The sequence below is a fragment of the Pseudomonas sp. T1.Ur genome (assembly GCF_023516725.1).
In the GTDB taxonomy this organism is placed as follows: domain Bacteria; phylum Pseudomonadota; class Gammaproteobacteria; order Pseudomonadales; family Pseudomonadaceae; genus Aquipseudomonas; species Aquipseudomonas alvandae.
In genome coordinates this window covers 2,591,481-2,604,202 of sequence record NZ_JAMGSN010000001.1, presented here as the reverse complement: position 1 = coordinate 2,604,202, position 12,722 = coordinate 2,591,481, and the positions used below count along the sequence as shown (strand labels likewise).

Annotated in this window: 12 protein-coding genes; 9 read left to right on the top strand and 3 right to left on the bottom strand. The window is 63.7% G+C overall.

Going from position 1 to position 12,722, the window contains the following annotated elements:
• Nucleotides 1-225: 225 nt before the first annotated feature.
• From M8Q45_RS11710 to M8Q45_RS11700, 3 genes are all read left to right on the top strand, one after another.
• Nucleotides 226-666: a c-type cytochrome gene (locus M8Q45_RS11710; RefSeq protein ID WP_249874874.1), complete on the top strand. Its 441-nt coding sequence runs from the start codon at nt 226-228 to the stop codon at nt 664-666.
• A gap of 3 nt (nt 667-669) precedes the next feature.
• Entirely contained in the window at nt 670-2,097 is a 1,428-nt protein-coding gene (locus tag M8Q45_RS11705) for a cbb3-type cytochrome c oxidase subunit I (RefSeq protein WP_249874873.1), read from the top strand.
• A gap of 181 nt (nt 2,098-2,278) precedes the next feature.
• Nucleotides 2,279-4,117, top strand: coding sequence for a nitric oxide reductase activation protein NorD (locus M8Q45_RS11700; protein ID WP_249874872.1), 1,839 nt, complete (start codon nt 2,279-2,281; stop codon nt 4,115-4,117).
• Between the two features lie 4 nt (nt 4,118-4,121).
• Here the strand turns inward: M8Q45_RS11700 and M8Q45_RS11695 are convergent, their stop codons facing one another.
• Together M8Q45_RS11695 and M8Q45_RS11690 are read right to left on the bottom strand one after the other, a co-directional pair.
• A complete protein-coding gene (locus M8Q45_RS11695) occupies nt 4,122-4,322 on the bottom strand; it encodes a protein DnrP (RefSeq protein ID WP_249874871.1) in 201 nt (66 codons plus the stop codon).
• Nucleotides 4,319-5,002 carry a Crp/Fnr family transcriptional regulator gene (locus M8Q45_RS11690; protein WP_030137667.1) on the bottom strand — a complete coding sequence of 228 codons (684 nt, stop codon included), beginning with the start codon at nt 5,000-5,002 and terminating at the stop codon, nt 4,319-4,321. Before M8Q45_RS11690 ends, M8Q45_RS11695 begins: the two co-directional genes overlap by 4 nt.
• Nucleotides 5,003-5,555: 553 nt before the next feature.
• On the opposite strand from M8Q45_RS11690, the gene M8Q45_RS11685 reads away from it, so the two are divergent.
• Nucleotides 5,556-6,746 carry an NnrS family protein gene (locus M8Q45_RS11685; RefSeq protein ID WP_249874870.1) on the top strand — a complete coding sequence of 397 codons (1,191 nt, stop codon included), beginning with the start codon at nt 5,556-5,558 and terminating at the stop codon, nt 6,744-6,746.
• Nucleotides 6,747-6,771: 25 nt separating this feature from the next.
• The gene (locus M8Q45_RS11680) at nt 6,772-7,206 is read left to right on the top strand and encodes a hypothetical protein (protein WP_249874869.1); all 435 of its coding nucleotides are present in this window, start codon (nt 6,772-6,774) and stop codon (nt 7,204-7,206) included.
• Between the two features lie 136 nt (nt 7,207-7,342).
• Here M8Q45_RS11680 and ytfE read toward each other — a convergent pair whose 3' ends face one another.
• A complete protein-coding gene (gene ytfE / locus M8Q45_RS11675; protein WP_249874868.1) occupies nt 7,343-8,017 on the bottom strand; it encodes an iron-sulfur cluster repair protein YtfE in 675 nt (224 codons plus the stop codon).
• A 161-nt stretch (nt 8,018-8,178) separates the two neighbouring features.
• Here ytfE and norR point away from each other — a divergent pair, with 161 nt between their 5' ends.
• From norR to M8Q45_RS11655, 4 genes are all read left to right on the top strand, one after another.
• Nucleotides 8,179-9,699: a nitric oxide reductase transcriptional regulator NorR gene (norR, locus tag M8Q45_RS11670; protein WP_249874867.1), complete on the top strand. Its 1,521-nt coding sequence runs from the start codon at nt 8,179-8,181 to the stop codon at nt 9,697-9,699.
• A gap of 215 nt (nt 9,700-9,914) precedes the next feature.
• Nucleotides 9,915-10,562 (top strand): pyridoxamine 5'-phosphate oxidase, encoded by a 648-nt coding sequence (gene pdxH / locus M8Q45_RS11665; protein ID WP_249874866.1) that lies wholly within the window; start codon nt 9,915-9,917, stop codon nt 10,560-10,562.
• A 322-nt stretch (nt 10,563-10,884) separates the two neighbouring features.
• Nucleotides 10,885-11,439 carry a molybdenum cofactor biosynthesis protein B gene (gene moaB, locus M8Q45_RS11660; protein ID WP_249874865.1) on the top strand — a complete coding sequence of 185 codons (555 nt, stop codon included), beginning with the start codon at nt 10,885-10,887 and terminating at the stop codon, nt 11,437-11,439.
• Complete coding sequence (locus M8Q45_RS11655) at nt 11,436-12,671, top strand: molybdopterin molybdotransferase MoeA (RefSeq protein ID WP_249874864.1); 1,236 nt, start codon at nt 11,436-11,438, stop codon at nt 12,669-12,671. The genes moaB and M8Q45_RS11655 overlap by 4 nt, the downstream gene beginning before the upstream one ends.
• The last annotated feature ends 51 nt before the right edge of the window (nt 12,672-12,722 follow it).

The window sequence follows — 12,722 nt, the reverse complement described above, 5'->3', positions numbered from 1 at the left end:
GAGCCTGCCCCACCTCAACGACTTACTCCACCAACGCCGTCCCGCTGTTACAACTTTGGGAAATTTCCGAAGGATCCATCACTCCAGGCTGTAGGCCCGGAACCCTCCAAGCCGAATCCCGCCCGCAACAACCCACCAAAACCATCGGAGATTCTTGATCGCCATCAAGCGGTTCCGGACCCCTCGCTTTCTAGAATGGGCACGCCAAGCAATGAGGAAGTGACCATGTCAGATACCTTCACCAAAGGCATGGCCAGGAATATTTACTTCGGGGGAAGCATCTTCTTCTTCCTGATATTCCTGGCCCTGACCTACCACACGGAACAGACCTTTCCGGAGCGCAGCCACCAGGCGCAGTTGACGGAGTCGGTGATACGCGGCAAGGGCGTCTGGGAGCGCAACAACTGCATCGGCTGCCACACGCTGCTGGGCGAGGGCGCGTATTTCGCGCCGGAGCTGGGCAACGTGGTGAACCGGCGTGGGGGCGAGGAGGCGTTCAAGCCGTTTCTCCAGGCGTGGATGAAGATGCAACCGCTGAACGTCCCGGGCCGTCGGGCCATGCCGCAGTTCAACCTGAGCGAGCAGGAGGTCGACGACATCGCCGAGTTCCTCAAGTGGAGCTCGAAGATCAACACCAATGGCTGGCCGCCAAACAAGGAGGGCTGAGAGATGAGCATGGCTAATCCGCATCTGAAATTCGCCTCGCAGGCCGTCGCCAAACCTTATTTCGTGTTTGCCCTGATGCTGTTCCTCGGGCAGGTGCTGTTCGGTTTGATCATGGGCTTGCAATACGTGGTCGGCGATTTCCTGTTCCCGCTGATTCCTTTCAACGTGGCCCGCATGGTCCACACCAACCTGCTGATCGTCTGGCTGCTGTTCGGCTTCATGGGCGCGGCGTACTACCTGATACCGGAGGAGGCCGATCGCGAGCTGCACAGCCCGAAACTGGCGCTGCTGCTGTTCTGGGTGTTCGCCGCTGCAGGTGTGGCGACGATCCTGGGCTACCTCTCGGTGCCTTATGCGACGCTGGCGAAGTTCACCGGCAATGACCTGCTGCCGACCATGGGCCGCGAGTTCCTGGAACAACCGACGATCACCAAGATGGGCATCGTCGTGGTGTGCCTGGGCTTCCTCTACAACATCGGCATGACCATGCTCAAAGGTCGCAAGACCACCGTCAGCATGGTGATGATGACTGGGCTGATCGGCCTCGCGGTGTTCTTCCTGTTCTCCTTCTACAACCCGGAAAACCTCGCCCGCGACAAGTATTACTGGTGGTGGGTGGTGCATCTTTGGGTGGAAGGCGTGTGGGAATTGATCATGGGTTCGATGCTCGCCTTCGTCCTGATCAAGATCACCGGCGTGGACCGGGAAGTGGTGGAGAAGTGGCTGTACGTGATCATCGCCATGGCGCTGATCACCGGCATCATCGGCACCGGCCACCACTTCTTCTGGATCGGCGCGCCCGAGGTCTGGTTGTGGGTCGGCTCGATCTTCTCGGCGATGGAACCGTTGCCGTTCCTGGCGATGGTGGTGTTCGCCTTCAGCATGGTGAAAAACCGCCGTCGGCATCACCCGAACCGAGCCGCTACGTTGTGGGCCAAGGGCACCACGGTCACCGCGTTCTTCGGCGCTGGCGTCTGGGGTTTTCTCCATACCCTGGCCCCGGTCAACTACTACACCCACGGTTCGCAACTGACTGCGGCCCACGGTCACCTGGCCTTTTACGGCGCCTACGCGATGATCGTGATGACGCTGATCAGCTACGCCATGCCTCGCTTGCGCGGCTTGGGTGAAGCGGCGGACGAGCGCTCGCAACGGCTGGAGATCTGGGGCTTCTGGCTGATGACCTTGTCGATGGTGATGATCACCTTGTTCCTCACCGCGGCGGGTGTCGTGCAGGTGTGGCTGCAACGCTGGATGACGGATGGCAGTGCCTTGCCGTTCATGGCGACGATGGATCATTTGAAGCCGCTGTTCTGGGCGCGACTGGTCAGCGGCGTCGGGTTCCTGGCCGGGTTGCTCTGCTACCTGTTCAGCTTCCGTCAACGCGGCCGTGCGGCGCTGCGGGCGCCGGCGGCGGTGGTGCCTTCATGAATCACCACAACGACTAAGCCGGACCCATTTGTGGCGAGGGGATTTATCCCCGCTGGGGCGCGAAGCGGCCCCCTACATGCTGTCTGAAACACCGCAGTAGCAGACATTTCTGGGGCTGCTTCGCCGCCCAGCGGGGATAAATCCCCTCGCCACAATGGGTTCCGCTTAAGAGGAAATAACCATGGCATTCACCCTCGAGTTGGAAGAATGGGTCGGCAGTGTCTGGCACCGTTTCATCACCCGCCGGGCCAGTGCCGATTTTCCCGAGGCACGGGTCGAGTTGGTTCCGCGGCAACGCTCCCTGCAGGTGCTGTTTCGCGCCACGGGCGGTGCCCGGCACCTGGGCGTCGAAGCGGTCAGCGACCGTGATCTTTTGCTGCGCCGCAACCTGTTGCAGCAGATCGCCGGCACCTGCAAGCAAGTGCCCCTGGCCTGGTGCGATGGCGACAACCTGCGACTGCCGGCAAGCCTGGCGGCGTTTCCCGATGTCGAGCTCAACCAGGAGCTGTATCGCTGGTTGGCGCTGCTGGCCGCGCAGTCAGGGCCGATGACGCATTGGGGACGGGACAACCAGCGCTGGACCCTGGCGGTGTTGAAGCGCTACCCGGCGCTGCGCCCTCGCTATCGGCGATTGGTGGAGGCGCACCTGTCCTTGCGTCCCGCCCCTGAATCACTGAACGCCGCCGAAGCGGCCCTGGAGCGCGCGTTGTGCCAAGCCTTGCGCGAGCCGGGCAGTGTCGAGCATTTCCCCCGCAGCGAACGGGCGGCCTGGCCGTTGCCGTTGTGGCTGTATCCACCGCAACACCTGGCCAATCCCCAAGCCGCTGACCTCGAAGAGTCCGAACAATACCTGGCGACGCCGCCCGGCGAACAGCAGGGCGGTCGCAAGCGCGCCGAACGCATCGACGACACCACCCGCGACGGCGGCCTGCTGATCGTGCGCCTGGAAAACCTGTTCAGTTGGACCGAGCACGTCGACCTCGATCGATGGTCGGACGACAGCGAAGACCCGGACGCCGCCCGCGTCGCTGAAGACCTGGATCAACTGACCCTTTCCCGCACGCGCTTGCGCAAGGGCGGCGGCTTGAAACTGCACTTGGACTTGCCACCGGCGGATGTCGATGACGTGCCGCTCGGCGAAGGCATCCTCTTGCCCGAATGGGACTATCGCAAGCAGCGCCTGCAGGACGATTTCGTCAGCGTGCAAACCTTCGTCCCGCGCGACTGTGAACCCCAGCCATTGCCCTTGCGCCTGCGAGGCCCGGCCCAGCGCCTGCGTCGCCAGTTCGAACATCTGCGCAACGATCGCCAATGGTTGCGCCAGCAAACCCAAGGCTCGGAACTGGACCTGCAAGCCTGGCTGGACTTTCACGTCGAGCGCCAGCACGGCCAATGCAGTGAACGCGGGCTGTTCATGGACCAGCGCCAGACGCGCCGCGACCTGGCCTGCCTGCTGCTGGCCGATCTTTCGATGTCCACCGATGCCCATCTCAATGACGAGCACCGGGTCATCGATGCGATCCGCGACAGCCTGTTGCTGTTCGGTGAAACCTTGTCGGTACTGGGGGATGATTTTGCCCTGTACGGGTTTTCCTCCCTGCGCCGGCAGAACGTGCGGATGCATGAACTCAAGGCGTTCAACCAGCGCTACGACGACCAGACCCGGGGGCGGATCCAGGGCCTCAAGCCGGGTTACTACACGCGCATGGGCGCGGCGATCCGCCAGGCTACCCAGCGCATGGCGGGGTGCAAGCGGCGGCGCAAATTGTTGCTGTTGATCAGTGACGGCAAGCCCAATGACCTGGACCTCTACGAAGGTCGCTACGGTGTCGAGGACACGCGCCAGGCGGTGCTGGAGGCCCGGCGCCAGGGACTGACGCCGTTCTGCATCACCATCGATCGGGAAGCGGGGGATTATCTGCCGTACATGTTTGGCGCCAACGGCTACACGCTGATTCGCCAGCCCGAGCAACTGCCGCTGCGGTTGCCGCAGTTGTATCGGCAGTTGACTCAGGATTGAGGATTCAAGCGATGCTGCGCGGCAGCCAGAAGAACATGACGATGCAGAAGATCGTCAAGCCGACGCAGAACCAGGTGAAGCGCCGCAGCCGACGCTCACCGGCCAGCGCCGCTTCGGCCGGCAGGGGCATGCCGCATTGGCGGCACTCGGTTTGGCCGATGGCATTGGCGTGTTGGCAATACAGGCAAGTGGGCTGCGCGATCATTCGAACTGCTCCAGGCGCGGGCGGTCGAGAATGGCGATCTGGCGACCGTCCTGGGTGATGATCTTTTCATCGATCAGGCGCCGGATGATCCGCGAGAACGTTTCCGGTTGGATCGACAGGTGCCCGGCAATCAACTGCTTGGCCATCGGCAATTCGAACTGGCTGTCGACGGTTTGCAGGCGCACCAGTTGCGTGAGCAGGTAGCGCACCACGCGGTGGGTGGCGTTCTTCAGCGACAGGGTTTCGATCTCGTTGACCCGCTGGTGCAAACGTACGCAGAGCTTGCCGAGCAGGGCGAAGGTCAGCCGGCTGTTGCTTTGCAGCAGGCGCATGTACGTGGCGTTGGACAGCCGATACAACTGCGTCGGGCCCACGGCTTCGGCGGACGCGACGTAGTTGGGCGTGTCCATCAGCATCATGGCTTCGGCGAAGGTCTGGCGCTCGCCAATCACCTCGAAGACTTTTTCCTGGCCGTCCGGGGTCAGCCGGAAGATTTTCACCGCCCCGGAGATCACGAAGTAGAACGCTTGCGCCGGTTCGCCCTGGCGAAACAGCGGATCACCCTTGTCGATGTTCAGCAGTTGGCTGTGGCTCATCAACTCGTCGAGTTGTTCCTCGTTCAGCGGCTCGAACAAATGATGGCTGCGCAGAATCTGGTGATGGACGCGGTGGAGCACCATGGCGTGAATCCTTGTGATAGCAAAAAAGTGATCGGGGTCAGACCAGGCTCAGGGACAGGCCGCTGGCAAGCGCCACGACGCAGGAGAGCACGACGAACCAGGTGAGCGGCAGGACGACGGATTTCATGGATGACCCCGGAAGTAGAAGGTGATGCCGTGCTTGAGCAAGAGCCGGGCCATGCCTGGAGGCTTCAGTTCATGGGGCGTTGGGGTTGGGTAGGGTAGAAATGACCCCAGGCTTGAAGGGTGGAAATCACCATGACGGGGTTAAAATAACCACTCCCTGTGGGAGCGAGCTTGCTCGCGATAGCGTACTAACATCCAACATCAATGCCGACTGATCCATCGTCATCGCGAGCAAGCTCGCTCCCACAGGTTTCCCGATCAAGTTGCGAATGGGTTCGGCAAGCCCCTTGCAAGCATCTGGCCGAGGCATGAGTTGCCGATGCGCCGGCTTGATCTGAGACAAGGCCGGTCCGTGTCGATAGCCCATCATTCGAGCCGTGATTTGTCGCACCTCGCGGGCGTTCCAGCGGGGGCAAAGGAGTGGTGTATGCAAGTGCTTGACCGTCGCAAGGCCATGGCCATCCCGCCGTTGTGGCGCCTGGCGTTCCGGCCGTTCTTCCTGGGCGGCTGCGTGCTCGCGCTGCTGGTGGTGCCGCTGTGGCTGGCGGTGTTCAGCGGGCGGCTGACGGCCTGGCAGCCGGCCGGTGGCTGGCTGGCCTGGCACCGTCATGAATTGTTGTTCGGTTTCGGCCTGGCGATCATCGCCGGGTTCCTGCTGACGGCGGTGCAGACCTGGACGGGTACGCCGGGGCTCAGCGGCAAGCGGTTGGCAGCGCTGGCGTTGGTGTGGCTGGGGGCGCGATTGGCCTGGTTGGCCGACGCGCCGTTGCCCTTGCTGGCGGTCCTGGAGCTGGCTTTCGCCTTGGGCGTCGCCGCGTTGATGGGCCTGACGTTGTGGCGTGTGCGGCAAAAACGCAATTACCCGATCGTGCTGGTCTTGCTGCTGCTGGCTGCCGCCGACGGCTTGTCGGTGTACGGCCTGATCCAGCACAACGAGGGTTTGCAGCGCCAGAGTGTGCTCACCGGCCTGTGGTTGGTGGCGGCGATGATGGGGCTGATCGGCGGGCGCGTGATTCCGTTCTTCACCCAACGCGGCCTCGGTCGCGTGGAGGGCGTGGCGCCGTGGCCGTGGCTCGATCGCTTGCTGCTGGCGGGGTCGGCACTGGTGGCGCTGCTGTATGCCTTCGGTCCGGCGCTGGCGCCCACTCTCTGGATCGGCCTGTTGTTCGCCGCGTTGGCGGTGGGGCACGGGATCCGGCTGGTGCGTTGGCATGACCGGGACCTGTGGCGGGTGCCGCTGCTGTGGTCGCTGCACCTGGCCTACGCCTGGCTGGCGGTGGCCTGCCTGGGCATGGCGCTGTGGCACGTCGGCGTGCCGGTGAACCCGAGCCTGGCGGTGCACAGCCTGACCATCGGCGCCATGGCCGGGTTGATCCTGGCGATGATTGCCCGCGTCAGCCTGGGCCATACCGGGCGCGCCCTCGAACCGCCGGCGGGCATGACGCTGGCGTTCATCCTGTTGAACCTGGCGTGCCTGAGCCGCGTGCTGCTGGTGCTGCTGTTGCCGTTTGCCGCGCTATGGCTGGCGGGGGTGTGCTGGACGTTGGCGTTTGGCCTGTACGCCTGGCGCTATGGGCCGATGCTGCTCAAGAGCCGGGTGGATGGGCATCCTGGATGAGTCGTCTGGGCGGAGGGGATCGATAATGTATGGGATCTTGCTGGTCACCCACTTGCTGGCGGCCATTGCCTTCATCGGTACGCTGTTCTTCGAGGTGTTCATCTGGCATGCCGCCCGCAGGCCTTTGTCGCAGGCGGCCAGGGAGGGCGCAGACCAGGCGATTGCCCAGCGCTCGCGGCGCGTACTTCACGGCGTGGTGCTGGTGCTCTACGGCGCCGGCATCGCCCTGGCCTGGCAGCATCGCGGCGCCTTGAGCCTGCCGTCGAGCAGCTTCGGCCTGTTGCTGAGCGTGAAGATATTGCTGGCCCTGAGCATCGTCGGGCATTACGTCTGGCTGGCCTACTGGCTCAAGAGCGGCCGGCTGACACCGAGCCGGGCCTGCTGGCTGCGGCGCAGTATCCTTGGGCATATGGTGTTGATTGTGGTGTTGGCGAAGGCGATGTTCTATTGGCAGTTTTAAAGCTGAAGAAAACACCGCCGAATCCTGTGGGAGCGAGCTTGCTCGCGATAGCGGTGGACCAGTCACTTCAAGGCTGGCTGACCTGACGCATCGCGAGCAAGCTCGCTCCCACAGGGGTAATGCGGGGGCTGATAAATCAGTGAGCAGGCTTCATCGCATTGACGAACAACACATTGTTTTCCAGGTGGATGTGCTGCATCAGGTCATCGCGAAATTCCACCAGCCCGCGGTACAGGGCGCGCCAGGTGTTGCAGGCGTCGGCGGGCGGGGTGATCTGATCGGTCAGGGCGAGCAGGGTTTCCAGCGCTTCGCCGTGCTGGTCGTGCTCATAGCGCAGCACTTGGATTGGCGCCGAGGCGCGTTCTCCCAGGCCGCGTTGCAGCATGGGGAACAGCACTTGTTCTTCCTTGAGCATGTGCCCTTCGAGTTCCTGGTACATGTCCTGCAGATGATCGGCCAGGCCATTGGGACACGTGGCGCGTTTGCCGTGGACGGTTTCGACGCGCCGGGCCAGGCGAATGAGTTCCGGCAGTTGTTCGCGATGGCGGGCGTGGTAGCGTTCGAGGAGGTGGCTGATCAATAGCGCCTGGGGTTCATCACGCCAGTCGTGGCCCCGTTCGCCGGCGGCTTGCAGGGTGCGCAGGGCATCGGCGATCAGCAGCGGGTTCAGGCCTTTGCTGAGCGCCGCTTCGCGCAAGGATTTTTGCCCGCCGCAACAGAAGTCGAGGCTGTAATGATGGAAGGTACGGGTAGCACCGGGAATGTCGCAGGCCAGTTGGCCGAGGCTTTGTTCCAGCAGGTCGAGGCTCATCATGTTTCCTTGGGTTGAATCCCGGGAGGGACAGATGACCGCTCACGTTGCAGCCGACGTGCCAGATTCAACCCGTTGAAAAACAAGCGATAAATTTTTGCCAGGGTGATTGTCACCCTGGCAGTGAAGGGTCAAACGAACCCTGGAGGGTCATCACTACCATGCTGCGTGAAAGCCTGGCCGCCGACCTGATTGTCGAGCTGCCCAATGCGGTGCGATTGCAGCGCCTGGTGCAGACCCTGCGCGAATACTTCAACAGCGGCGCCGTCGGTTTGCTGCGCCTGGACGAGGACAGCCTCCGGCCCGTGGCGACTGTCGGCCTGGTCCATGAAGCGCTGGGCCGGCGTTTCGTGATCGCCCAACATCCGCGGCTGGCGGCGATCATGGCGTCGCGCGAACCGACCTGGTTCGAGCCTGACAGTCGCTTGCCGGACCCTTACGACGGCTTGCTTGATCACCACGTCGGCGAACCGTTGCCGGTGCACGACTGCATGGGCGTGAGCCTGTACGTGGAAGGCCAGCTCTGGGGCGCGATCACCCTGGATGCGTTGCACGCCGGTACGTTCGACAGTCGCGCCCGGGAAGAGCTCAAGCGTTGCACCTTGCAGATCGAGGCGGCGGTGCGCGTCACGCGGTTGGAGCAGGAGAACCGCAGCCTGCGGGCATCACGCAGTGACCCGGCGGACCTGCGCCTGCCGACCGAAGAGGGCGAAATCCTCGGCCGCAGCGAGGGCCTGCAGCAATTGCTCAACGAACTGGACGTATTGGCCGACTCGGAACTGCCGGTGCTGCTGCTGGGCGAAACCGGCGTTGGCAAGGAATTGTTCGCGCGCCGCCTGCACCGCCTCTCGCGGCGCGGGCATAAGCCGCTGGTGCAGGTCAATTGCGCGGCACTGCCCGAGTCCTTGGCCGAAAGCGAGTTGTTTGGCCACGTCAAAGGCGCGTTTTCCGGCGCCACCACCGACCGCGCCGGGCGCTTCGACGCGGCCAATGGCGGCATGTTGTTCCTCGATGAGGTCGGCGAGTTGCCGTTGAGCGTGCAGGCCAAGTTGCTGCGCACTTTGCAGAACGGCGAGATCCAGCGCCTGGGGGCGGACAAGCCGCTGCATGTCGATGTGCGGATCATCGCCGCGACCAACCGGCACTTGCCCGACAGCATTCGCGATGGACTGTTTCGCGCCGACCTGTATCACCGGCTGTCGGTCTACCCGGTGCCGATCCCACCGTTGCGCGAGCGCGGCCACGATGTGCTGATGTTGGCGGGGCATTTTCTCGAACTGAACCGTACGCGACTGGGCTTGCGCGGGCTGCGCCTGTCGCCGGCGGCCGAACAGGCGTTGCTGGCGTACAGTTGGCCGGGGAATGTGCGGGAGCTGGAGCACGTCATCAGTCGCGCGGCGCTGAAAGCCTTGAGCCGTGGCGCCAATCGCGGGGTGATCATGACCCTCGAACCGCAAGTGCTGGATCTGGACGTCAGTGCCAGCGCCGTCGCCATCGATACGCCAGAGGAAAGGGTGGACACGCCGTTGCGGCCCCTGAGCGTCACGGTGGACGAATGCCAGCGCCAGGCGATCTTGAGGGCCTTGGAGCGTTGTGGGCAGAACTGGGCGGGGGCGGCGCGGTTGTTGGAGATCGATCCGAGCAATTTGCATAAGTTGGCGCGGCGGTTGGGGCTCAAATGATTTTTGGTCATCTGGTCTTGAGCCCTGCACTGACTGTAGGAGCTGCCGAAGGCTGCGATCTTTTTGGCTGATCTTCCACTTCAGATTTTCACTCCCTGGGAAAAGATCGCAGCCTTCGGCAACTCCTACACGGAGGTGAGGCCATTGATGGTGATCAAGTTTGCCTTGGGTAGCCAGGCGCACACTGGCCCAAACCCACAGTGGAGATCACCGCCATGCCCCTTTCCCTGGCCAACATGCGCCGCCAATACACCCGCGATGGGCTGGACGAAGCCCAGTCGCCCGACGATCCCCTGGCGCTGTTTGGTGTCTGGATGCAACAGGCCCGCGAAACCGAAAATCCACCCGTGGAAGCCAATGCAATGGCCCTCGCGACAGTGGACGAGCAGGGCCGGCCACACTGCCGGGTGTTGCTGCTCAAGGGCTTCAACGCAGACGGCTTTTCGTTCTTCGGCAACTATGAGAGTGGCAAGGGGCGCGACCTGGCGGCCAACCCCTGGGCGGCCATGACCTTTTTCTGGCCGGCCCTGGAGCGACAGGTGCGCCTCGAAGGTCCGGTTCACAGGCTCGACCCGACGCTGTCGGATGCCTACTTTCATTCCCGTTCCGTCGCCAGTCGTCTCGGCGCCTGGGCTTCGCCGCAAAGCCGTGCGCTGAATGATCGTGCTGCACTGGACGCCTTGCTGGCGGACACCGAACAACGTTTCGCCGATCAACCGGTGCCACGTCCCGAGCATTGGGGCGGTTATTGCCTGCGTCCCGAGCGTGTCGAATTCTGGCAGGGCCGTGCCGATCGTCTGCATGACCGTCTCGACTACCGCCTGCGCAATGGCGCCTGGCAGCGCAGCCGCCTGGCGCCCTGAATGGATGCCATGTCGGCGCTGCCTGTAGAAGCTGCCTGTAGGAGCTGTCTGTAGGAGCTGCCGAGCGTAGCGAGGCTGCGATCTTTTGATCTTTTGATCTTTGATCTTTTGATCTTTCGCTTGAGACTCAAGTGGCCCGGAAAAGATCGCAGCCTCGCTTTGCTCGGCAGCTCCTACGCAGCTCTACGCAGTTCCTACGCAGCTCCTCGGGGATAGGATCGTTCCTGCATGAGGTGCCAAGGGAGGTACCTCCATGGAGGAATAGGCCCGGCATGGATTGCAGTTCAGGCTGGGCCATCTTTTTCTGACAGGACGGCTGGCCATGGCCCATCTGACCCAACGCGTTTTCCAACCGCTGAACATTGCGGTGCTGACCATCAGCGACACCCGCACCTTCGAAACCGATTCGTCGGGCCAGACCCTGGCCGACCTGCTGCAAAGCGCCGGTCACAACCTGGTCGACCGCGCCCTGGTGAAGGACGACATCTACCAGATCCGCGCCCAAGTCTCGCAGTGGATCGCCGACCCCAAGGTGCAGGTGGTGCTGATGACCGGTGGCACCGGTTTCACGGCACGCGACAACACCCCCCAAGCGGTGGCGCCGCTGCTCGACAAGCAGGTCGATGGCTTCGGCGAATTGTTCCGCCAGGTGTCGCTGGCGGAGATCGGCATGTCTACCCTGCAATCACGGGCGTTGGCCGGCATGAGCAACGGCGTGCTGGTGGTGTGCTTGCCGGGTTCGCCGGGTGCTTGCCGGACCGGCTGGGAACAGATCCTCGTCGGGCAACTGGACAGCCGCACCGGGCCGTGCAATTTCACTCCGCACCTCAAGCCCCAGGACGGCATCGCCCCGACCGCCTGCGAGACACGCCCATGAGCGGCAAGGTGTGTGACTGCGGTGTATTGACGCCTGTGGATGAGGCGATCCGGCATCTGCTGGACCAGGCGCCGCCGCCTCCACTGATGCAGCGGGTGGGCCTGGATCAGGCCTTGGCGCGGGTGCTGGCCACGGATGTCCTGTGTCCAATGGACCTGCCGGCCTGGGACAACAGCGCGATGGACGGCTACGCCTTGCGGGCCGAGGACTTGCCGATGGACGGTGGCGTCCTGGCGCTGGCCGGGCGGATCGCGGCGGGCGACGGGCCGGGCGAGCCGCTGTCGGCGGGCCGGGTGGTGCGCATTTTCACTGGTGCGCCGTTGCCGCCGGGCGCCGACACGGTCGTGCCGCAAGAAAGCTGCCGGGTCGAGGGCGAGCGGGTCTGGCTGCCATCGGTCAATCGCGGCGACCACGTTCGCAAGGAAGGCGAGGAGCTGCGCCGGGGCGATCGATTGCTCGGTGCCGGCACGCGCCTGCGGGCCCAGGAACTGGGGTTGCTCGCCGGTGCCGGGATCGATCGGGTGGAGGTCTTCCGTCCGTTGCAGGTGGGCTTGCTCAGCAGCGGTGATGAGCTGCGCGAGCCGGGCGAGCCGTTGGCGCCGGGGCAGATCTACAACAGCAATCGCCACAGTCTCGCCGCGTTGTTGCGTGGCTGGGGCCTGGAAGTCCATGACTTCGGTGTCATGCCCGACCAGCTGTTGGCCAGTCGCCAAGCGTTGCGCCTGGCTGCCGCCGAATGCGATGTGCTGATCACCTCGGGCGGTGTCTCGGTGGGTGAGGAGGATCACCTCAAGCATGCCATCGAAGCCTTGGGCAGCATCGATCTCTGGCGCCTGGCGATCCAGCCCGGCAAGCCCCTGGCGTTCGGTGACGTGGAGGGCAAGCCGTGGATCGGCCTCCCGGGCAATCCTTCGGCGGCGCTGATTACCGCGTTGATCGTCGTGCGGCCATTCCTGTTCCGGGCCCAGGGCATGCGGGACGTGCTACCCACGCCGCTGCGGGTGCCTGCCGGCTTCGACTGGTTGAAGCGCAACCGGCGCCGGCAATACCTGCGGGCCCGATTGGTCGCGGGCATCGACGGCCAGTTGTGCATCGAACTGCACCCGCAGCAAAGCTCGGCGATGCTGACGGCTGCCTGCTGGGCCGATGGCCTGGCGGTGGTCGAGCGCGAGACGCAAGTGCACAAGCACGACCCAGTGATGTACCTGCCATTCGCAAGCCTGATGCATTGACGGCAATTGACTGCCGTCAAGGTCGCCGCCGGTTGGCTGGCTAGACTGTCG

What these genes read in the sequence shown, in the direction of transcription:
- M8Q45_RS11710 (WP_249874874.1), top strand. Translation starts at nt 226, where the DNA reads ATGTCAGATACCTTCACCAAAGGCATGGCCAGGAATATTTACTTCGGG.
- M8Q45_RS11705 (WP_249874873.1), top strand. Translation starts at nt 670, where the DNA reads ATGAGCATGGCTAATCCGCATCTGAAATTCGCCTCGCAGGCCGTCGCC.
- M8Q45_RS11700 (WP_249874872.1), top strand. Translation starts at nt 2,279, where the DNA reads ATGGCATTCACCCTCGAGTTGGAAGAATGGGTCGGCAGTGTCTGGCAC.
- M8Q45_RS11695 (WP_249874871.1), bottom strand. Translation starts at nt 4,322, where the DNA reads ATGATCGCGCAGCCCACTTGCCTGTATTGCCAACACGCCAATGCCATC.
- M8Q45_RS11690 (WP_030137667.1), bottom strand. Translation starts at nt 5,002, where the DNA reads ATGGTGCTCCACCGCGTCCATCACCAGATTCTGCGCAGCCATCATTTG.
- M8Q45_RS11685 (WP_249874870.1), top strand. Translation starts at nt 5,556, where the DNA reads ATGCAAGTGCTTGACCGTCGCAAGGCCATGGCCATCCCGCCGTTGTGG.
- M8Q45_RS11680 (WP_249874869.1), top strand. Translation starts at nt 6,772, where the DNA reads ATGTATGGGATCTTGCTGGTCACCCACTTGCTGGCGGCCATTGCCTTC.
- ytfE (WP_249874868.1), bottom strand. Translation starts at nt 8,017, where the DNA reads ATGAGCCTCGACCTGCTGGAACAAAGCCTCGGCCAACTGGCCTGCGAC.
- norR (WP_249874867.1), top strand. Translation starts at nt 8,179, where the DNA reads ATGCTGCGTGAAAGCCTGGCCGCCGACCTGATTGTCGAGCTGCCCAAT.
- pdxH (WP_249874866.1), top strand. Translation starts at nt 9,915, where the DNA reads ATGCCCCTTTCCCTGGCCAACATGCGCCGCCAATACACCCGCGATGGG.
- moaB (WP_249874865.1), top strand. Translation starts at nt 10,885, where the DNA reads ATGGCCCATCTGACCCAACGCGTTTTCCAACCGCTGAACATTGCGGTG.
- M8Q45_RS11655 (WP_249874864.1), top strand. Translation starts at nt 11,436, where the DNA reads ATGAGCGGCAAGGTGTGTGACTGCGGTGTATTGACGCCTGTGGATGAG.